The organism is Streptomyces spororaveus (assembly GCF_016755875.1).
GTDB lineage: Bacteria > Actinomycetota > Actinomycetes > Streptomycetales > Streptomycetaceae > Streptomyces > Streptomyces spororaveus.
In genome coordinates, this window is record NZ_BNED01000005.1 from 2448100 (window position 1) to 2470662 (window position 22563).

The following is a 22563-nucleotide window of genomic DNA, read 5'->3' on the forward strand; positions in this document are numbered from 1 at the left end:
CTCGTACAGAAGCCAGAAACAAAGAGCCGTCGGAAAGGGCGGAGCCGGGCCGTCGCATCACGAGATCCCGAACTCCTTGCCGATGAAGTCGAAGAGGTCGTCGTCGGTCGCGGTTTCGAGCGTCTCGGCCACATCGGCGTCGTCGGCGCCCGTGGTGGGTTCGCCGGCCTCGCTCCAGGCAGCCAGGAGTGCCTGCAGGCGCTCGGTGATGCGGGTGCGGCCCTCGTCGTCGGGTACGGACGCGACGAGCGTCTTCTCCAGCCGGTCGAGTTCGGCGAGCAGCGGGGGAACCGCCGCGGCGCCGTCCTGCCAGAGCTCGTCCTTCAGGTACTCGACCAGTGCGTCCGGTGTCGGGTAGTCGAAGACGAGCGTGGCGGGGAGCCGTACGCCGGTGGCGGCGCCGAGGCGGTTGCGCAGCTCGACGGCGGTCAGCGAGTCGAAGCCGACCTCGCTGAACGACCGTGCCGGGTCGACGGCGTCGGGCCCGGCGAAGCCGAGCACGGCCGCGACGTACGTGCAGACCAGCTCCAGCAGCGCCTCGTCCCGCCCGGCCGGTGAGAGCCCGGCCAGGCGGTCCCGCAGTGCGGTCCCACCGTCCGTGCCGGTGTCGGCGGTGCCGGCGGCGCGGCGGGTGGGCGTCCGGACGAGACCGCTGAGCAGCGGCGGCAGCATGCCACTGCCGGCCTGTGCGCGCAGCGCCGCCAGATCCAGCTTCACGGGAACGAACAGGGCCTGCTCGGACGCCGATGCCGCATCGAACAGGGCCACACCCTCGTCCGCGGAGAGCGCACTGACACCACCACGGCCCAGACGCTCCACATCCTCAGCGCCCAGCTCACCCGCCATGCCCCCGGACTCGGCCCAAAGACCCCAGGCGAGGGAGGTCGCCGCCAGGCCCTGCGCCGTGCGGTGCTGGGCCAGAGCGTCCAGGAACACGTTCGCGGCCGCGTAGTTCGCCTGACCGGCGCCACCGAACACACCAGCAGCGGACGAGAACAGAACGAACATCGACAGACCGAGACCACGGGTCAGCTCATGCAGATTCCAGGCCGCATCCACCTTCGGACGCAACACCCCGGAAAGACGCTCCGGCGTGAGCGACGACACCACACCGTCATCCAGCACACCAGCCGTATGCACCACACCCGTCAGCGGATACTCAGCCGGGATGTCGCTCAGTACCGACTCCAGCGCCGCACGATCGGCCACATCACACGCCACCCACCGAACCTCCGCACCCAGCGCGGTCAGCTCGGCCGACAGCTCAGCAGCACCCTCCGCCGCCTCACCACGACGACTCACCAGCAACAGACGCCGGACACCACGCCCGACCACCAGATGACGGGCGAACAAACCACCCAACGTGCCACTCGCACCCGTCACCAACACCGTGCCATCAGCGTCGAGTTCGGGTGCTGCCTCGACAGCGGCACCGGAGCGCGTCAGCTTGGGTACCCGTACCGCGCCACCCCGTACGGCGACCTCCGGCTCGCCCGAGGCGAGCGCGGCCGTCAGGGCGCGGTAGGAGGCGTCGGTGCCGTCGGTGTCGGCCAGGCCGAAGCGGCCCGGGTTCTCCGACTGGGCGGAACGCACCAGACCCCACACCGGGGCATGGACCAGATCGGTCACGTCCTCGCCCGGCACCGCAGCCACCGCACCACGCGTCAGGAACACCAGACGCGCATCCGCGAACCGCTCGTCCGCCAGCCACTCCTGCACCAGACCCAGCGCACGCTCGACAGCCGCATGCACCGCACCCGCGACGTCCCGCGGGCCCGCCGCGGAGAGCGGGACGCACACGAGCTCGGGTACCGCCCGGCCGGTGCCGGCGAGCGCCGCGAGGCCGGTGTGGGCCTCGTGGCGGACGCCCACGGCTTCGAGTCCCGCGTGTGCGGACCCGTCGTCCGCCAGCAGAGCCCAGGGGCGCTGTTCAGCGGCGGAAACCGGGGCGAGCGGGAGAGCGGTCCAGTCGATCTGGAAGAGCGACTCGTTCCGGCCGCCTCGCGCCGCGCCGATCTGGTCGGGCGAGACCGCCCGCAGCACCAGGGACTCCACGGAGGCGACCGGTGCGCCCGCCGCGTCGGCGAGTTCCAGCGACACCGCGTCGCGGCCGGCCGGGGCCAGCCTGACCCGTACCGCGGACGCGCCGGTCGCGTGCAGGGACACGTTGCTCCAGGCGAACGGGAGCCGTCCACGGCCCGTGGTCTCCACGAGACCGCCGAGACCCGCCGCGTGCAGCGTCGCGTCCAGGAGGGCCGGGTGCAGCCCGTACCATTCCGCCGATTCCGCGGACTCCTCGTCCAGGCTCACTTCGGCGTACACCTCGTCGCCGCGCAGCCATGCCGAACGCAGACCCTGGAAGGCCGGACCGTAGTCGAACCCGGCGGCGGCCAGGCCCTCGTACAGGCCGTCGATGTCGACGGGTTCGGCGCCGGCCGGGGGCCAGGCGGTGAGATCGAAAGCGGGTGTCGCCGCGCCGGTGGTGAGCACGCCGCTGGCGTGCCGCGTCCACGGCTCGTCGGCGGGTGCGTCCTCGTCGCGGGAGTACAGCGACAGGCCTCGCCGTCCGGACTCGTCGGCGGCGGCAACGGTGAACCGCAGCTGTACACCGCCCCGTTCGGGCACCACGAGCGGTGCCTCCAGCGTGAGCTCCTCCAGGACGTCGCAGCCGACCTGGTCGCCCGCGCGGACGGCGAGTTCCACGAATGCCGTGCCCGGGAGCAGGATCGAGCCCAGGACGGCGTGGTCCGCGAGCCACGGCTGGGTGGCCAGGGACAGCCTGCTGGTGAACAGGAAGCCGTCCGAGTCGGGCAGTTCGACGGCCGCGCCCAGCAGGGGGTGGTCCGTGACACCGAGCCCGAACCCGGTCGCGTCGCCCGGGCCGGCCTGTACCGCGGCCGAGTTCAGCCAGTACCAGTCGCGCTGGAAGGCGTAGGTGGGCAGTTCGGCCTGTCGGGCGCCGGTGCCGGAGAAATAGGTCTCCCAGTCGACGGTTGTGCCGTGGGTGTGGGCGTGGGCGAGGGCCGTCGTGATCGTCTCGGGTTCGGGGCGGCCCTTGCGCAGGGCGGGCGCGAAGGTGGCGCCGTCCTTGGCGAGGCAGTCCTGGGCCATGGCCGAGAGGATCCCGTCGGGGCCGAGCTCGATGTACGTGGTGACGCCCGCGGCCTCCAGGGCCCGGATGCCGTCCAGGAAACGGACGGCCTCACGGACGTGCCGGACCCAGAAGTCCGCCGACTCCATCTCGTCGGACACCAGAGTGCCGGTGAGGTGGGAGACGACCGGGATGCGCGGCCTCGCGTAGGTCAGCCCCTCCGCCACCTTGCGGAAGTCGGCGAGCATGCCGTCCATGTGCGGCGAGTGGAAGGCGTGGCTGACCGTGAGCCGCTTGGACTTGCGGTCGGTGAAGGACTCGGCGATCGCCACCGCGTCGGGCTCGTCACCCGCGATCACGACCGACTGGGGGCCGTTGATCGCGGCGATGCTCACCCGGTCGGTGAGCAGCGGCAGGACCTCGTCCTCCGACGCCTGCACCGCGATCATCACACCACCGCCCGGCAGTGCCTGCATCAGACGGCCGCGGGCCTCGACCAGCGTGCACGCATCGTCCAGCGAGAGCACCCCCGCCACGTGGGCTGCGGCGATCTCACCGATCGAATGACCGGCCAGGAAGTCCGGCTTCACACCCCACGACTCGACCAGCCGGAACAACGCCACCTCGACCGCGAACAACGCCGGCTGCGTATACACGGTCCGGTTCAGCAGATCACCGTCAGCCGCGAACAGCACCGCCTTCAACGGCACTTCGAGCCGCACATCGAGCCTGTCACAGACCGCATCCAGAGCCCGCGCGAACACCGGATACCTCGCATACAGCTCCGCACCCATACCCGGACGCTGACTCCCCTGCCCGGTGAACAGGAACGCAAGCTTTCCGGCACCCGCGGTCCCCCGCGTGAAACCGGCCGCCGTACCCTCCGACTCCAAAGCCGCCAGAGAACGCAGCAGCTCCTCACGGTCACCCGCAACCACCACCGCACGGTGATCGAAAACCGCACGCCGCGTCGCCAGCGAATACGCCACATCGACAACCCCGGAACGGTCCGACTCCGGCAAAGCCTCCAGATGCGCCCTCAGACGCCCCGCCTGACCACGCAACGCCTCCGCCGACTTCGCCGACACCACGAACGGCAGCACCCCCGCACCCACACCCGACTCCGGCTCCGACGCCGGCTCCGGATCGACGGCACGGACCGGCACGAGCTCGTCCGGCGCCTGCTCGATGATCGTGTGGGCATTGGTCCCACTGATACCGAACGACGACACACCGGCGCGGCGGGGACGGCCCGTCTCCGGCCACGGAACGGACTCGGTGAGCAGCGAGACCGCGCCGTCCTCCCAGTCCACATGCGGAGTCGGTTCGTCGACGTGCAGGGTCTTCGGCAGCACACCGTGCCGGATGGCCATGATCATCTTGATGATGCCCGCGACACCGGCAGCCGCCTGCGTGTGCCCCATGTTCGACTTGATGGATCCCAGCCACAGCGGCTGGTCCGCCTCGCGCTCGCGGCCGTACGTGGCCAGGAGGGCCTGCGCCTCGATCGGGTCGCCCAGGGTGGTGCCGGTGCCGTGCGCCTCGACGACGTCGATCTGGTCACTGGTGAGCCGGGCTCCCGCGAGGGCCTGGCGGATGACCCGCTGCTGCGAGGGGCCGTTGGGCGCGGTCAGACCGTTGCTGGCGCCGTCCTGGTTGATCGCCGAGCCCCGCACGATCGCCAGGACCGGGTGACCCTTGGCCCGCGCGTCCGACAGCCGCTCGACGAGCAGCATGCCGGCGCCTTCGGCCCAGCTGGTGCCGTCGGCCGCGGCCGCGAAGGACTTGATACGGCCGTCGGCGGCCAGGCCACGCTGGCGACTGAACTCGGTGAAGGTGCCCGGCGTCGACATGACGGTGACACCTCCGGCCAGGGCCATCGTGCACTCGCCGTTGCGCAGCGCCTGGATCGCCCAGTGCAGGGCGACGAGGGAGGACGAGCAGGCCGTGTCGACGGTGACCGCCGGGCCCTCCAGGCCGAAGGCGTACGAGACGCGGCCGGAGGCGATGCTGCCGGAGTTCCCGGTGCCGAGGTAGCCCTCGACCCCGTCCGGAACGGACGTGATCCGGGTCGCGTAGTCGTGGTACATGATGCCGGCGAAGACGCCGGTCCGGCTGCCGCGCAGGGCCGCCGGGTCGATGCCCGCGCGCTCGAACGCCTCCCACGAGGTTTCGAGGAGCAGACGCTGCTGCGGGTCCATCGCCACGGCCTCGCGCGGCGAGATCCCGAAGAACGCCGGGTCGAACCGGCCCGCGTCGTGCAGGAAGCCGCCCGACCGGGTGTAGCTGGTGCCCTTGCCGTCCGGGTCCGGGTCGTACAGCGACTCCAGGTCCCAGCCGCGGCCCTGCGGGAACTCCGAGATGGCGTCGCCGCCACCCACCACCAGGCGCCAGAGGTCCTCGGGAGTCTCGACCCCGCCGGGGTAGCGGCAGCTCATGCCGACGATCGCGATCGGATCGTCGTCCACCGATGTCCCGAAGCGCTCGGGGGCGGTCGTGACCTCTTCCGTCGCCTCGTCCAGGCCCAGCACCTCGCTGCGCAGGAAGTCCGCGAGCGCGTGCGGGGTCGGGTAGTCGAAGACGAGCGTGGCGGACAGGCGTTCGCCGGTGGCGGCGCCGAGACGGTTGCGCAGCTCGACCGAGGTCAGGGAGTCGAAGCCGAGCTCCTTGAACGCCCGGTCGGCCGGTACCTCGTCGGTCGAGGCATGGCCGAGCACGGCCGCCACCTCGGTCCGGACGAGGTCCAGCAGGGCCGCGTCCCGCTCATCGGCGGGCATGCCGGCCAGTCGCGTACGGAGTGCCGACCCGCCGGCCGCGCTCCCCTGGCCCGCCGCCCGGCGTACCGGTACACGGACCAGGCCGCGCAGCAGATCCGGAAGCATTCCGCTGCGGGCCTGGGCGCGCAGGGCGGCCAGGTCGAGCGGGAGGGGGACGAGCAAGGCGTCGGTGGTGCGCCGCGCGGCGTCGAAGAGCGCGAGACCGGTCTCGGGCTCAAGAGCGGTGATGCCACCGCGGTTGATGCGCTCACGGTCGGATTCCGTCAGGTCACCGCCCATGCCGCCCACACCGGCCCAAAGACCCCAGGCGAGAGAGGTCGCCGCCAGGCCCTGCGCCTTACGGTGCTCGGCCAGGGCGTCCAGGAACACATTCGCGGCCGCGTAGTTCGCCTGACCGGCACCACCGAACACACCAGCAGCGGACGAGAACAGCACGAACATCGACAGACCGAGACCACGGGTCAGCTCATGCAGATTCCAGGCCGCATCCACCTTCGGACGCAACACCCCGGAAAGACGCTCCGGCGTGAGCGACGACACCACACCGTCGTCCAGCACACCAGCCGTATGCACCACACCCGTCAGCGGATACTCAGCCGGGATGTCGCTCAGTACCGACTCCAGCGCCGCACGGTCCGCCACATCACACGCCGCCCACCGAACCTCCGCGCCCAGCGCGGTCAGCTCAGCGGTCAGTTCAGCAGCACCCTCGGCCGCCTCACCACGACGACTCACCAGCAGCAGACGCCGGACACCACGCCCGACCACCAGATGACGGGCGAACAAACCACCCAGCGTCCCACTCGCACCCGTCACCAACACCGTGCCATCAGCATCGAGATCACGGCCAGGGCCGTCGACGACAGCAGCACGGGCGAGGCGCGGCACGAGCAGGGCGTCTTCGCGGACCGCCAGCTCGGGCTCACCGGTGGCGAGCGCGGCCGACAGCACGGCCGCGTCCACTTCGCCGTCGGCGCCGACGTCGATCAGGCCGAAACGGCCCGGGTTCTCCGACTGCGCCGAGCGCACCAGACCCCGTACAGCTGCCTGCACCAGCCCGGGGACCGTGTCCTCGGCGCCCGCGGCCACCGCGCCCCTCGTCAGGAACACCAGACGCGCATCCGCGAACCGCTCGTCCGCCAGCCACTCCTGCACCAGACCCAGCGCACGCTCGACAGCCGCATGCACCGCACCCGCCACATCATCCGCAGCCGACTCCGACTCCGGCTCCGCGTCCGCGCCCACGCACGGCACCACCAGCGCCGCCGGAAGCTCACCGCCCTCGACGACAGCCGCACCCAGCGCAGCCAGGTCCGCGTACACCTGAGAACCGGCACCCAGCATCATCCAGTCGTCCGACGAACCGGCCGCGCCGCCCGCGGGAAGCACCGTCCAGTCCACTCGGAACAGGGCGTCACGTGTGACGTCCTGCGCCGTGCTCAGCTGCTCGCGGCTCACGGCCCGCAGTGCGAGGCCGGCCACTGTCGCGACCGGCTCTCCGGCCGCGTCGGCAAGGGCCAGGGTCACCTCACCGCTTCGAGCCGTGGTGAGCCGTACGCGCAGCGCGGAGGCACCGACGGCGTGCAGGGACACACCGGACCAGGAGAACGGCAGCCGTCCTTCGCCTCCTTCGGTGTCCGTGCCTCCCAGGCCCAGCACGTGCAGGGCCGCGTCGAGCAGGGCCGGGTGGAGGCCGAAGCGCCCGGCCTCGTCCTCGGTGCCCTCCGGCAGTGCGACCTCGGCGTAGAGCTCGCCGTCGCGCCGCCAGGCAGCACGCAGTCCCTGGAAGACCGGCCCGTATCCGAAGCCGGATTCGGCCAGTCCCTCGTACAGCCCCTCCACCGGTACGGATTCAGCGCCGGCCGGCGGCCACTCGGAGAGGCTCTGCGGAGTCCGCTCGGCCCCGACCGCGAGCACACCGGCAGCGTGGCGGGTCCACGGCGTCTCGGCGTCCGCGTCCTCGGTCCGGGAGTGAAGGGCCAGGGTACGGCGACCCGTGACGTCGGCGGTTCCGACGGTGAGCCGCAGTTGTACGCCGCCGTGCTGGGGCAGCACCAGCGGTGCCTCCAGCGTGAGTTCGTCGATCAGGTCGCAGCCGACCTGCTCGCCGGCCCGCAGTGCGAGCTCGACGAACGCTGTGCCCGGAAGGAGCACGGAGCCCATGACCGCGTGGTCGGCGAGCCACGGGTGAGTGGCCGACGAGAGGCGGCCGGTGAAGAGGAAGCCGTCCGAGTCGGGCAGTTCGACCGCGGCGCCGAGCAGCGGATGGTCCGTGGCGCCGAGTCCCACCGACGCGATGTCACCCTGCGAGCGGCCTGCGTCCAGCCAGTAGACCGAGCGCTGGAAGGCGTACGTCGGCAGGGGCACGCGCTGGGCTCCGGCCGGGAGGTAGAAGGCCTGCCAGTCGACGGGCACTCCGCGGACGTGGGCCGCCGCGAGCGCCGAGAGCAGTGTCTCGGCCTCGTCGCGTCCCGCCCGCAGGACGGGGGCGAAGGTGAGGTCCTGCTCGCCGGTCAGGCACTCCTGGGCCATGGCCGAGAGGACGCCGTCGGGGCCGAGCTCGATGTACGTGGTGACGCCCGCGGCCTCCAGGGCGCGGATGCCGTCGAGGAAGCGGACGGCCTCGCGGACGTGCCGGACCCAGAAGTCCGCCGAACCCATCTCGTCCGAGACCAGCGCCCCGGTGAGGTTCGAGACCACCGGAATGCGCGGAGCCTCGTACGACAGACCCTCCGCAACGACCCGGAAGGCGTCGAGCATGCCGTCCATGTGCGGCGAATGGAACGCGTGGCTGACCGTGAGCCGCTTGGACTTCCGGTCGGTGAAGGACTCGGCGATCGCCACCGCGTCCGACTCGTCACCCGCGATCACGACCGACTGGGGGCCGTTGATCGCGGCGATACTCACCCGGTCGGTGAGCAGCGGCAGGACCTCGTCCTCCGACGCCTGCAGCGCGATCATCACACCACCGGTCGGCAGCGCCTGCATCAACCGCCCACGTGCCGCGACCAGCGTGCACGCATCGTCCAGCGAGAGCACCCCCGCCACGTGGGCTGCGGCGATCTCACCGATGGAGTGACCGGCCAGGAAGTCCGGCTTCACACCCCACGCCTCGACCAGACGGAACAACGCCACCTCAACCGCGAACAACGCCGGCTGCGTGTACGCGGTCTCGTCCAGCAGGCTCGCGTCCGTGCCGAACAGCACGTCCTTCAGCGGCAGTTCCAGACGGGCACACACCGCGTCCAGCGCATCCGCGAAGACCGGGTACGTGTCGTACAGCTCACGTCCCATCCCCAGCCGCTGGCTCCCCTGCCCGGTGAACAGGAACGCGAGCTTTCCGGCGAGCTGCGAGCCCTTGACGAGACCCGCCGCCGTCCGCCCCTCGGCGAGCGCGGCCAGCCCCACGCGGAAGCCGTCGCGGTCGCCCGCCACCAGCGTCGCGCGGTGCTCGAAGAGGGCGCGGCCGGCCGTCAGCGAGTGGCCGATGTCGGCGAGCGCCGTCTCCGGGTGGGTCTCCAGGTGGGAGAGCAGTTGCTCGCCCTGGGCGCGCAGGGCGTCCGGGGTACGGGCCGAGAGGTTCCACGGAAGGGCCGTCGGGACGGCCGGCTCCGGGCGGTCGGCGGTCGGGGTGCCGGTGTCCGGGGCGAGCTCGATGATGGCGTGGGCGTTCGTGCCGCTCATGCCGAACGACGACACGCCCGCGCGGCGCGGACGGCCGGTCTCGGGCCAGGCCATCTGCTCGGTGAGGAGCGAGACGGCGCCCGCCGACCAGTCCACGTGCGGTGACGGCTCGTCCACGTGCAGGGTCTTCGGCAGGACACCGTGGTGCATAGCCTGGACCATCTTGATGATGCCCGCGACACCGGCGGCGGCCTGCGTGTGCCCGAAGTTGGACTTGATGGAGCCCAGCCACAGGGGGCTGTCCGCGGGGCGGTCCTGACCGTAGGTGGCGAGGAGCGCCTGTGCCTCGATCGGGTCGCCGAGCCGGGTGCCGGTGCCGTGCGCCTCGACCGCGTCGACCTCTGCGGCCGACAGACCCGCGTTGGCGAGGGCCTGGCGGATGACGCGCTGCTGGGACGGGCCGTTGGGGGCGGTGAGACCGTTGCTGGCGCCGTCCTGGTTCACGGCGGTACCCCGGACGACCGCCAGGACCTGGTGGCCGTTCCTGCGGGCGTCGGAGAGGCGCTCGACGAGCAGCATGCCGACGCCCTCGCCCCACGCCGTGCCGTCGGCGGCGGCGGCGAACGGCTTGCAGCGGCCGTCGCTCGCGAGGCCGCGCTGGCGGCTGAACTCGGTGAAGACGTCGGGGGTGGTGATGATGGTGACGCCGCCCGCCAGGGCCAGCGAGCATTCGCCGTTGCGCAGGGCCTGGGCCGCGAGGTGCAGGGCCACGAGGGACGACGAGCAGGCGGTGTCGACGGTGACGGCGGGGCCTTCGAAGCCGAAGGTGTAGGAGACGCGGCCGGAGGCGATGCTGCTGGAGCCGCCGGTGCCGAGGTAGCCCTCGACGCCTTCGGGGACGGTGTTCAGCCGGGACACGTAGTCGTTGTGCATCTGGCCGACGAAGACGCCGACCTGCTCGCCGCGCAGGCCCGTCGGGTCGATCCCGGCGCGCTCGAACGCCTCCCAGGAGGTCTCCAGCAGCAGTCGCTGCTGCGGGTCCATGGCGAGGGCCTCGCGCGGGTTGATCCCGAAGAACGCCGGGTCGAAGTGGTGGGCGTCGTAGAAGAATCCGCCCTCCCTGGCGTAGGAGGTACCGGGGCTGTCGGGGTCGGGGTCGTACAGCGCCTCGGTGTCCCAGCCGCGGTCCTCCGGGAGGTGGGAGATGCCGTCGCGGCCCTCGGCGAGCAGCTCCCACAGGTCCTCGGGGGTACGGACGTCCCCGGGGAAGCGGCAGCTCATGGCGACGATGGCGATGGGGTCGTCGGCCTCGACGGCGGTGGCGGCGAGCTTCGGCAGGGCGGCCGCGGCCTCGGAGCCGAGAAGTTCGTCCTTGAGGTAGCCGGCCAGGACGGTGGGGGTGGGGTAGTCGAAGACGAGCGTGGCGGGCAGCCGGATGCCGGCGGTCGCGCCGAGCCGGTTGCGGAACTCCACGGCGGTCAGCGAGTCGAAGCCGAGGTCCTTGAACGCGCGGGTGGGTTCGACGGCGTCGGGGGTGGCGTGGCCGAGTACGGCGGCCACCTGGTTGCGTACGAGGTCGAGCAGGAGCGGGTCGCGCTCGTTCTCGGGGAGCCGTACGAGTCGCTCCACCAGCGGGGTTCCGGTGCCGGCGGCGGTGGCCTCGACGGCCCTGCGGGCGGGGGCGCGGACCAGGCCGCGCAGCAGGGCGGGGACCATGCTCGCGTCGGCCTGGCGCAGCGGCGCGAGGTCGAGCTGCATGGGGACGAGGAACGCGTCGCCGGTGAGGCGTGCGGTGTCGAGCAGCGCCACGCCCTCCTCGGAGGACAGGCCGAGGACGCCGGAGCGCGTCATGCGGTCCTTGTCGGCGGTGTCGAGTTCGCCGGTCATGCCGCTGGCCTCGGCCCACAGGCCCCAGGCCAGGGAGGTGGCGGCGAGGCCGTGGGCGTGCCGGTGGCGGGCCAGGGCGTCCAGGAAGACGTTGGCGGCCGCGTAGTTGGCCTGTCCGGCGCCGCCGAAGGTTCCGGCGGCGGAGGAGAACAGTACGAAGTCGGCCAGGTCGAGGTGGCGGGTGAGCTCGTGCAGGTTCCAGGCGGCGTCGACCTTCGGGCGCAGGACCGTCGACAGGCGCTCGGGGGTGAGCGCGTCGACGATGCCGTCGTCGAGGACACCGGCGGTGTGGACGACGGCGGTCAGCGGGTGTTCGGAGGGTATGGACGCGATGAGCGCGGCGAGCGCGTCACGGTCGGCGGCGTCGCAGGCGGCGACGGTGACGTCGGCGCCCAGTTCGCGCAGTTCGGCGGCGAGTTCGGCCGCGCCGGCGGCGGCTTCGCCGCGCCGGCTCGTGAGGAGCAGGCGGCGGGCGCCGCGGGTGGTGACGGCGTGCCGGGCGACGAGGGCGCCGAGGGTGCCGGTGCCGCCGGTGACGAGGACGGTGCCCTGGGGGTTCCACTCGGTGGGCAGGGTCAGCACGATCTTGCCGACGTGGCGTGCCTGGCTGAGGTAGCGGAAGGCCTCGGGGGCCTGCCGCAGGTCCCAGGCGGAGACCGGTACGGGCTGCAGTGCGCCGGAGCGGAAGAGGGTGAGCAGCTCGGTGAGCATCTCCTGGATGCGGTCGAGGCCGGCCTCGGTCAGGTCGAACGCCTGGTAGCTGACGCCCGGGTGGGTGTCGGCGACGTCCTGCGGGGAGCGGACGTCGGTCTTGCCCATTTCGACGAAGCGTCCGCCGCGCGGCAGCAGCCGCAGGGAGGCGTCCACGAACTCCCGTGCCAGCGAGTCGAGTACGACGTCGACGCCGCGCCCCTGCGTGGCCGTGCGGAAGGTCTCCTCGAAGTCGAGGGTGCGGGACGAGGCGATCCTGTCGTCGCCGAGGCCGAGTCCGCGCAGGGTGTCCCACTTGGCGGGGCTGGCCGTCGCGTAGACGTCGGCGCCCCAGTGGCGGGCGAGCTGGACGGCGGCCATGCCGACGCCACCGGCGGCGGCGTGCACGAGGAGGGACTCTCCGTCGCGCAGTCCGGCGAGGTCGTGGAGGGCGTAGTACGCCGTCATGAAGACGATGGGTACGGACGCGGCCTCGGCGAAGGTCCAGCCCTCGGGCATCGGGGCGATCATGCGGCGGTCGACGACCGCGAGCGGGCCGAACGCGCCGGGCAGCATGCCCATGACGCGGTCGCCGGGTGCGAGGCCGGTGACGCCGGGGCCCGTCTCCACGACGATGCCGGCGCCTTCGCTGCCCATGAGGCCCGGGTCGCCGGGGTACATGCCGAGGGCGTTGAGCACATCGCGGAAGTTGAGGCCCGCGGCGCGGACGGCGACGCGGACCTGGCCGGGCTCCAGGGGTGCTGCGGACTCCGGGCTGGGGACGAGGGTGAGGTTGTCGAGGGTTCCCTTGTCCTCGATGTCCATGCGCCAGGCGGACTCGCCCGCGGGCGGGGTCAGCGGGGTGGTGGCGGGGACGCGGGCGAGGCGGGGGGCGTGGACGGTGCCGCGGCGGATCGCGAGCTGCGGCTCGCCGGTGGCGAGGGCGGCGGCGAGGGCATCCGTCGATGCCGGGTCGGCGTCGAGGTCGGCGAGGACGAAGCGGTCGGGGTTCTCGGACTGGGCCGTGCGTACCAGTCCCCACACGGGCGCGTGGGTCAGGTCGGCGAGGTCCCAGTCGCTCTGGGTGGCGACCGCGCCGTGGGTGACGAACACCAGACGGGACGCGGCGAACCGGTCGTCGGCGAGCCATGCCCTGACGAGGCCGAGTGCCTCGTGGGTGGCCGTGTGGACGGCGTCGGCAGCCGTGGCGGCGCCGGGGGTGTGGTGCACCAGGACGTACGAGGGTGCCGGGGCGGTCCCGTCGAGGGCCGCGGCGAGGGCGTCCAGGCCGGTGTGCGCGACTCCGGGGAGGGTGGTGCGGGTGTCGCCGCCGGTGCCGATGACGGCCCACTCCTGCGGGGTGCCGGGGGCGCCGGACGGCAGCGGCACGGTGGCCCAGTCGACCCGGAACAGCGACTCGTGGTGTGCGGAGCGCGCGCTTCCGAGCTGGTCGGCGGAGACGGGCCGCAGCATCAGGTGGTCGACGGCGGCGACGGGGGCGCCGGTGGTGTCGGCGAGCTGGAGGGACAGGGTGTCCCGGCCGTCGGGGGTGAGGCGTACGCGCAGGGCGGACGCGCCGACGGCGTGCAGGGACACACCGCGCCAGGAGAACGGCAGCCGGCCCTGCTGGTCCCCTTCGGGGGACGGCTGGACGAAGGTGCCGTGCAGGGCCGCGTCGAGGAGCGCCGGGTGCAGGCCGAACCGGGCGGCCTCGGCCTGCCGGTCGTCGGGCAGGGCGACCTCGGCGTACACGTCGTCGCCGAGGATCCAGGCGGCACGCAGCCCCTGGAAGACGGGCCCGTAGGCGAATCCGCCGCGGCCGAGGTGTTCGTAGAGGCCGTCGACGCCGACGGCCTCGGCGCCGGGCGGGGGCCACGCGGTCAGGTCGAAGGCGGGTGTCCGCGCCCCGGTCGCGAGGACACCGCTGGCGTGGCGGGTCCACGGCTCGTCGGCGGGGGCGTCCGGGTCGCTGGAGTACAGGTCCAGGGTGCGCCGGCCGGACGCGTCGGGTGCTCCGACCGTGATCTGGAGCCGTGCCGCGGCCTGCGGGGCGAGGATCAGCGGTGCTTCGAGGGTGAGCTCTTCGAGGAGGTCGCAGCCTGCCTGGTCGCCCGCGCGGATGGCGAGTTCGACGAATGCCGTGCCCGGCAGCAGGACGTTGCCCATGACGGCGTGGTCGGCCAGCCAGGGGTGGGTGTCGAGCGAGAGGCGGCCGGTGAACAGGAAGCCTTCGCCGTCGGCGAGTGCGACGGCGGCGCCGAGCAGCGGGTGGTGGGCCGCGCCCAGACCCGCCGATTCGACATCGCCGACGTAGCCGGCCGGGGCTTCGAGCCAGAACCGTTCGCGCTGGAAGGCGTAGGTGGGCAGTTCGACGCGGCGGGCACCGGTGCCGGTGAAGTACGCGGACCAGTCGAGCGGCACACCGCGGGTGTGGAGCGCGGCCGTCGCGGCGGTCAGGGCTTCGGCCTCGCCGCGGTCACGGCGCAGCGCCGGTACGAAGACGGCGGGCTCGGCGGTGTCGGCGTCGGTGAGGCAGTCGCGGCCGAGGCCGGACAGCACGCCCTGCGGACCGAGTTCGAGGTAGGTGGTGACGTGCTCGGCTTCCAGGGTGCGGATGCCGTCGAGGAAGCGGACCGCCGCGCGGACGTGGGTGACCCAGTGTTCGGCGGTGCGCAGTTCGTCGCCTGCCGGCGTTCCCGTGAGGTGTGTGACGACAGGGATGGCGGGGGCGTGATAGGTGAGGGACTCGGCGACCTCGCGGAAGGCGTCGAGCATGCCGTCCATCAGCGGGGAATGGAAGGCGTGGCTGACGGTGAGCCGCTTGGTGCGGCGGCCGCGCCGCTCGAACTCAGCGGCGATCTCCAGGGCGAGGGTCTCCTCGCCGGAGATGACGACGGAGGAGGCGGAGTTGACGGCGGCGATGCCGATCCGGTCCTCGTGGCCGGCCAGCAGCGGCAAGACCTCGTCCTCGGTGGCGGTCAGCGCGATCATCGCGCCGCCCTCGGGCAGTTCCTCCATGAGGCGGCCCCGGGCGGCGACCAGGGTGGCCGCGTCGGGCAGCGAGAGGACACCCGCGACGTGCGCGGCGGTGATCTCGCCGATGGAGTGCCCGGCGACGAAGTCGGGGCGCACGCCCCACGATTCGACGAGCCGGTACAGGGCGGTCCCGAGCGCGAACAGGGCGGGCTGGGTGAAGCCGGTCCGGTGCAGCAGGTCGCCGTCGTCGGTGAACAGGACGTCCTTGAGGGGCTGGTCGAGGTGCGGGTCCAGCTCGGCGCAGACCGCGTCCAGGGCGTCGGCGAAGGCGGGGTACGTCGCGTACAGCTCGCGTCCCGTGCCGGGGCGCTGGCTGCCCTGTCCGGTGAACAGGATCGCCGTCCGGCCGTCGGCCGGGGCGTACTGGACCAGCCGGGCGCTGTCGTGGCCCTCGGCCAGGGCGGTGAGCCCGGCGAGGAGTTCCGTACGGTCGTGCGCGACGACGGCGGCCCTGCGGTCCAGGGCGGTACGGGTGGTGGCGAGGGAGAGCGCCAGATCGGCGGGGGCGGCCTCGGGGCGCAGCGCGAGGTGGTCGACGAGCCGGGCCGCCTGGGCGCGCAGCGCGGCGGGGGTCCGGCCGGAGAGGGCGAACGGCAGGGGGGTGCCGGCGGGCAGGCCGGGGTCGGCGGTGCCGGCTGCGGCGGGCTCCTCGGCGGGCGGCTGCTCGATGATGACGTGGGCGTTGGTGCCGCTGACGCCGAAGGAGGAGATGCCCGCGCGGCGGGGGCGGCCCGCGTCGGGCCACTCGGCGGCTTCGGTGAGCAGCGAGACCGCGCCCGCGCTCCAGTCGATGTGCGGGGACGGTTCGCCGATGTGCAGCGACGGCGGCAGGACGCCGTGCCGCATGGCGAGGACCATCTTGATGATGCCCGCCGCGCCCGCCGCGGCCTGGGTGTGGCCGATGTTGGACTTGATGGAGCCGAGCCGCAGCGGCCGGTCGTCGGGGCGGTCCTGGCCGTAGGTGGCGAGCAGGGCCTGCGCCTCGATGGGGTCGCCGAGGGTCGTGCCGGTGCCGTGGGCCTCGACGGCGTCGACGTCGGCGGTGGTCAGGCCCGCGTTGGCGAGGGCCTGGCGGATGACGCGCTGCTGGGAGGGGCCGTTGGGGGCGGTGAGGCCGTTGCTGGCGCCGTCCTGGTTCACGGCGGTGCCGCGGACGACGGCCAGGATCTGGTGGCCGTTGCGGCGGGCGTCGGAGAGCCGCTCGACGAGGATCATGCCCGCGCCCTCGGCCCAGCCGGTGCCGTCGGCGTCGGCGGAGAAGGACTTGCAGCGGCCGTTGGTGGCGAGGCCGCGCTGGCGGCTGAAGTCGATGAAGGTGTCCGGGGTGGACATGACGGTGACACCGCCCGCGAGGGCCATGTCGCACTCGCCGTTGCGCAGGGCCTGGGCCGCGAGGTGCAGGGCCACGAGGGACGAGGAGCAGGCCGTGTCGACGGTGACGGCAGGGCCTTCGAGGCCGAAGGTGTACGAGATGCGGCCGGAGGCGACACTGCCCGCGGTGCCGGTGCCGAGGTAGCCCTCCAGGCCCTCGGGCACGGCCGGGAGCCGGGTCAGGTAGTCGTGGTACATGACGCCGGCGAACACGCCGGTGCGGCTGCCGCGTACGGACGAGGGGTCGATGCCGGCCCGCTCGAACGCCTCCCAGGACGTCTCCAGGAGGAGCCGCTGGTGCGGGTCCATGGCGAGGGCTTCGCGCGGGTTGATGCCGAAGACGTCCGGGTCGAAGTCGGCGGCGTCGTGCAGGAAGCCGCCCTCCCGGGTGTACGAGGTCCCGGTCCGGCCGGGATCGGAGTCGTACAGCGCGTCGAGGTTCCAGCCCCGGTCCGTGGGGAAGGGCGAGATCGCGTCGACGGACCCGGCGACGAGCTGCCACAGCTCCTCGGGGGTGGTGACCCCGCCGGGGTAGCGGCAGCTCATGCCGACGATGGCGATCGGCTCGTCGTCGACGGCGGTGACGGACACGACCGGGGCCGGGTCCGCCTCGTCGCCGAGGAGTTCGGTCCGCAGGAACGCGGAGAGCGCGTTCGGGGTGGGGTAGTCGAAGACGAGGGTGGCGGGCAGCCGCACGCCGGTGGCGGAGCCGAGGCGGTTGCGCAGCTCGACGGCGGTCAGCGAGTCGAAGCCGAGCTCCTTGAAGGCGCGGCCCGGGTCGACGGCCTCGGGGCCGGGGTAGCCGAGGACGGCGGCGACCTGGACGCGGACGGTGTCGAGGAGCAGCCGGTCGCGCTCGGCGGCGGTCAGGGGCAGCAGACGTCCGGTGAGGCCGCCCGCCGGGGCGGCGTCCGGGGACTCGACGGACCTGCGGGCGGGCGCGCGGACCAGGCCGCGCAGCAGCGCGGGGACCATGCTCGCGTCGGCGTGGCGCAGGGATGCCAGGTCGAGGTGCATGGGGACGGCGGTGGGGTCTCCCACGGCCCGGGCGGTGTCCAGCAGGGCCAGGCCCTCGGCGGACGACAGGGCGGCGACTCCGGCGCGGGAGATCCGCTCCAGGTCGGCGTCGGCGAGGTCGCCGGTCATGCCACTGCGTTCGGCCCACAGGCCCCAGGCAAGGGCGGTGGCGGGCAGTCCTTCGGCGCGGCGTCGCTGGGCGAGCGCGTCGAGGAAGGTGTTGGCGGCCGCGTAGTTGGCCTGTCCGGGGCCACCGAGCGTGCCGGCGGCGGCGGAGAACAGCACGAAGGCCGCGAGGTCCAGCTCCCGGGTCAGCTCGTGCAGGTTGACGGCCGCGTCGACCTTGGCGGGCAGGACGGCGTCGATGCGCTCGGGGGTGAGCGCTTCGAGGATGCCGTCGTCGAGGACGCCCGCCGTGTGGACGACGGCGGTCAGCGGGTGCTCGGACGGTACAGAGCCGATGAGCGCGGCGAGCGCGGCGCGGTCGGCGGCGTCGCAGGCGGCCAGGGTGACGTCGGCGCCCAGCTCCCGCAGTTCGGCGAGGAGTTCGGCCGCGCCGGCGGCGGCCTCGCCGCGACGGCTGGTGAGCAGCAGGTGGCGGATGCCGTGCTCGGCGACGAGGTGCCGGGCGACGAGGCCGCCGAGGGTGCCGGTGGCGCCGGTGACCAGGGCGGTGCCGTCGGGGTCGAGCGCGGGTGCCTCCTGCCCGGGCGCGGCGGCGACGCGGGCGAGCCTGGGTACGAGGGCCTTGCCCGCGCGCAGGGCGAGCTGCGGCTCGGCCGTGGCGAGGGCGGCGGGCAGGGCACGCAGGGAGTCCTCGCGTCCGTCCAGGTCGAGCAGGACGAACCGGTCGGGGTGCTCGGACTGCGCGGAGCGCAGCAGGCCCCACAGCGGGGCGTGGGTCAGGTCGGCGACGTCGGATCCGGCGGTGGTGGCGACGGCGTCACGGGTGACGAACACGAGCCGGGAGCCGGCGAACCGGCCGTCGGCCAGCCACGCCTGGGCGAGCTCCAGGGCGCGGTGCAGGGCGTCGGCGACGGCGGTGGGCAGCGCGGTGTCTACGGGAGTCGCCGAGGGGACGCCGGAGGCGGGGAACGGGACGACGACGGCCCGCGGGACGGGCCCGCCCGCGTCCAGCGCCGCGGCGAGGGCGGCCAGGTCGGCGTGGGCGGCGGCGGTGGGCAGCGCGGTGGTGAACTCCGTACGGGAGTCACCCAGCAGGGCCCACTGGCCGGCCGCGACGGTGGTGGTGGCCGGGAGGGGCGCGGCGGTCCATTCCACGCGGAACAGCGAGTCGTGGAAGGCGGTACGGGCGGCGTGCACCTGGTCCGGGGAGACGGGCCGCAGCAGGAGCGCGTCGACGGCGGCGACGGGCGTGCCGGTCTCGTCGGCCAGCGTCACCGACACGGTGTCGTTGCCCGCGGGTGCGAGCCGTACGCGCAGGGCGCGGGCGCCGACCGCCCGGAGCGTGACACCGCTCCAGGAGAACGGCAGCCTGCCGTGTTCGGTCTCCTCCAGGAGCGTGCCGATGCCGACGGCGTGCAGGGCGGCGTCCAGCAGGGCGGGGTGCAGACCGAACAGGGCGGCCTCGGCGTGCGCCTGTTCCGGCAGGCGGACCTCGGCGAAGACCTCGGCGCCGCGCTGCCAGGCTCCGGTCAGGCCCTGGAAGACCGGGCCGTAGGCGAAGCCGGACTCGGTGAGGTAGTCGTACAGGCCCTCGACGTCGACCTCGGTGGAGTCCTTCGGCGGCCAGCTGGTGAGGTCGGCGAGGGGCTCGCGGGCGCTCTGGGCGGCGGTGGCGAGGAAGCCGGTGGCGTGCCGGGTCCAGGCGCCCTCGCCCCAGGTGTCGTCGGCGGCGTCCTCGGGCCGGGAGTGCAGGGTGAGCGAGCGGCGGCCCTCGGCGTCGGGTGCGCCGACGGCGAGCTGGATCTGCACCCCGCCGTGCGGGGGCAGCACCAGCGGCGCTTCCAGGGTGAGTTCGTCCAGCAGGTCGCAGCCGGTGTGGTCGCCGGCCTGGAGGGCGAGCTCGACGAAGGCGGTGCCGGGCAGCAGCACGGTGTCCATCACCGTGTGGTCGGCGAGCCAGGGGTGGGTGGCCAGCGAGAGCCGCCCGGTGAACAGGTGGCCGTCACCGTCGGCGAGGGCTATGGCCGCGCCCAGCAGGGGGTGGTCGGCGGAGCCGATGCCGGCGGCGGTGACGTCGCCCGCCCAGGCGGTGGCCTGCTCGGGCCAGTACAGCTCGCGCTGGAAGGCGTACGTCGGCAGGTCGACGCGGGTGGCTCCGCGCCCGGCGAAGACGGCGGACCAGTCGACGGCGACGCCGTGGACATGGGCCCGGGCGACGGCCGTCGCGAACGCGGACGCCTCGGGGCGGTCGCCGCGCAGGACGGGCACGAACACGGCGTCCTGGCCGGTGACGCACTCCTGCGCCAGAGCGGTGAGGACCCCGCCCGGGCCGACCTCGACGAACGTGGTGACGCCCTGCGCGGTGAGCCTGCGGACACCGTCCAGGAAGCGCACGGCCTCACGGACGTGGCGTACCCAGTAGTCGGCGGCGCAGATCTCCTGCGCCGTGACGGACGCGCCGGTCAGGTTGGAGACGATGGGGATGACGGGCGGCGCGTACGCGACGCTCTCGGCGACCTCACGGAACGCGTCGAGCATGCCGTCCATCAGCGGCGAGTGGAAGGCGTGGCTGACCGTGAGCCGCTTCGTCCTGCGGCCTCGCGCGCGCAGGGTCTCGGCGAGTGCCGTGGCGGCGTCCTCGTCGCCCGAGACGACCACGGAACGGGGGCCGTTGACGGCGGCGATGCTCACCCGGCCGGTGAGCAGCGGTGCGACCTCGTCCTCGGTGGCCTCGACAGCGATCATCGCGCCGCCGGCGGGCAGCGCCTGCATGAGCCGGCCGCGAGCGGCGACGAGCTTGGCCGCGTCGGCGAGGGTGAGCACGCCGGAGACGTGGGCGGCGGCGAGTTCGCCGACGGAGTGGCCGATGAGGAAGTCGGCGCCGACGCCCCACTGTTCGAGCTGCCGGAACAGGGCGACCTCGACGGCGAACAGCGCGGTCTGGGTGTAGGCGGTCTCGTCGAGCAGGTCCGCCTCGGGGGTGCCTTCGGCGGCGAACAGCACGTCGAGGAGGGGCCGTTCGAGGTACTGGTCGAGCTCGGCGCGGACCTCGTCGAGGGCCCGGGCGAAGCCGGGGTGCGTGGCGTACAGCTCACGTCCCATGCCCAGGCGCTGACTGCCCTGGCCGGTGAAGAGGAAGGCGGTCTTGCCCTCGCCCACCGCGCCCAGGACCGGGCCGGCGGGCTGCTCGCCGTCGGCGAGGGCGGTGAGGTCGGCGAGCAGGCTGTCCCGGTCGCCGAACAGGACGGCCCTGCGGTCGAGCGAGGACCGGCTGGTGGCGAGCGAGAAACCGAGGTCGGTCAGGCTCGCGGTGTCGGCCGCGAGTTCGGGACGGGCCCGCAGATGGGCGGCGAGGCGCCCGGCCTGGGCGCGCAGCGCGGCGTCGCTCTGGCCCGACACGAGCACCGGTACCGGGCCGGTGGGGCCGGCCTGCGTCCCGGTCGCGGAGACGTCCGCGGAGGCGTCCGCGCCGGAGTCGGTGTCCTGCGCGTCCTCGATGGGCGGGGCCTGCTCGATGACGGTGTGCGCGTTGGTGCCGCTGACGCCGAAGGAGGAGACACCGGCGCGGCGCGGCTGGCCGGTCCGCGGCCACGGCACGGCCTCGGTCAGCAGTTTGACGTCACCGGCGGCCCAGTCGACGTTGCCGGACGGCTGGTCGATGTGGAGCGACTCGGGCAGCACGCCGTGCTGCATGGCGAGGACCATCTTGATGATGCCCGCGACACCGGCGGCGGCCTGGGTGTGACCGATGTTCGACTTGACGGAACCCAGCCAGAGCGGGCGTCCGTCGGGGCGGTTCTGGCCGTACGTGGCGAGGATGGCCTGCGCCTCGATCGGGTCGCCGAGGGTCGTACCGGTGCCGTGCGCCTCGACGACGTCGACCTGCGCGGGGGTGAGCCCGGCGTTCGTGAGCGCCTGACGGATGACGCGCTGCTGGGACGGGCCGTTGGGTGCGGTCAGGCCGTTGCTGGCGCCGTCCTGGTTGATCGCCGAGCCGCGTACGAGGGCGAGGACGGGGTGACCGTTCCTGCGGGCGTCGGAGAGGCGCTCGACGAGCAGCATGCCGACGCCCTCGCCCCAGCCGGTGCCGTCGGCCCCGTCGGCGAACGGCTTGCAGCGCCCGTCGGGGGCGAGCCCGCGCTGGCGGCTGAACTGCACGAACGCGCGCGGGCTCGACATGACGGTGACGCCGCCGGCCAGGGCCAGCGAGCACTCGTCGTTGCGGAGCGCCTGTACCGCGAGGTGCAGGGCGACGAGCGAGGCCGAGCAGGCGGTGTCGACGGTGACGGCCGGGCCTTCGAGACCGAAGGTGTAGGAAAGCCGGCCGGACACGACACTGGCCGCGTTTCCGGTGAGGAGGTACCCCTCCACGCCCTTGGGTACTTCACGCAGCAGCTCGGGATAGTCCTGGCCGTTGGTGCCGATGAAGACACCGGCCTTGCTGCCGCGCAGGGTCGCCGGGTCGATTCCGGCTCTTTCGAAGGTTTCCCAGGACGTTTCGAGGAGCAGGCGCTGCTGCGGGTCCATGCCGAGGGTTTCACGGGGGCTGATCCCGAAGAAGGCCGCGTCGAATTCGCCGACGCCGTGGAGGAATCCGCCCTCACGGGTGTACGAGGTGCCCTGCTGGTCGGGGTCGGCGTCGTACAGCGACTCGATGTCCCAGCCGCGGTCGGTCGGGAAGTCGGTGATCGCGTCCCGCCCCCCGGCCACCAGGTCCCACAGGCCCTCCGGCGAGTCGATGCCGCCGGGGAACCTGCAGCTCATGCCGACGATCGCGATCGGCTCCGGCTCCTGGGCCTCGACCTCGCGAAGGCGCTGCCGCGTCTGATGCAGATCGGCCGTCACCCGCTTCAGGTAGCCGAGGATCTTGTCCTGATCTGCCATTGGAACCTCACCCATGCTTCTCGTCACAAACCCTTGCGCTGCTACTGCCTGCTGTCCGCT

At 73.3% G+C, this 22563-nt stretch carries 1 protein-coding gene; it reads right to left on the reverse strand.

Going from position 1 to position 22563, the window contains the following annotated elements:
* Positions 1-57: 57 nt before the first annotated feature.
* On the reverse strand, positions 58-22503 hold the full coding sequence (locus tag Sspor_RS13500; RefSeq protein WP_202199364.1) for a type I polyketide synthase: 22446 nt from the start codon (positions 22501-22503) through the stop codon (positions 58-60).
* Between the last annotated feature and the right edge of the window lie 60 nt (positions 22504-22563).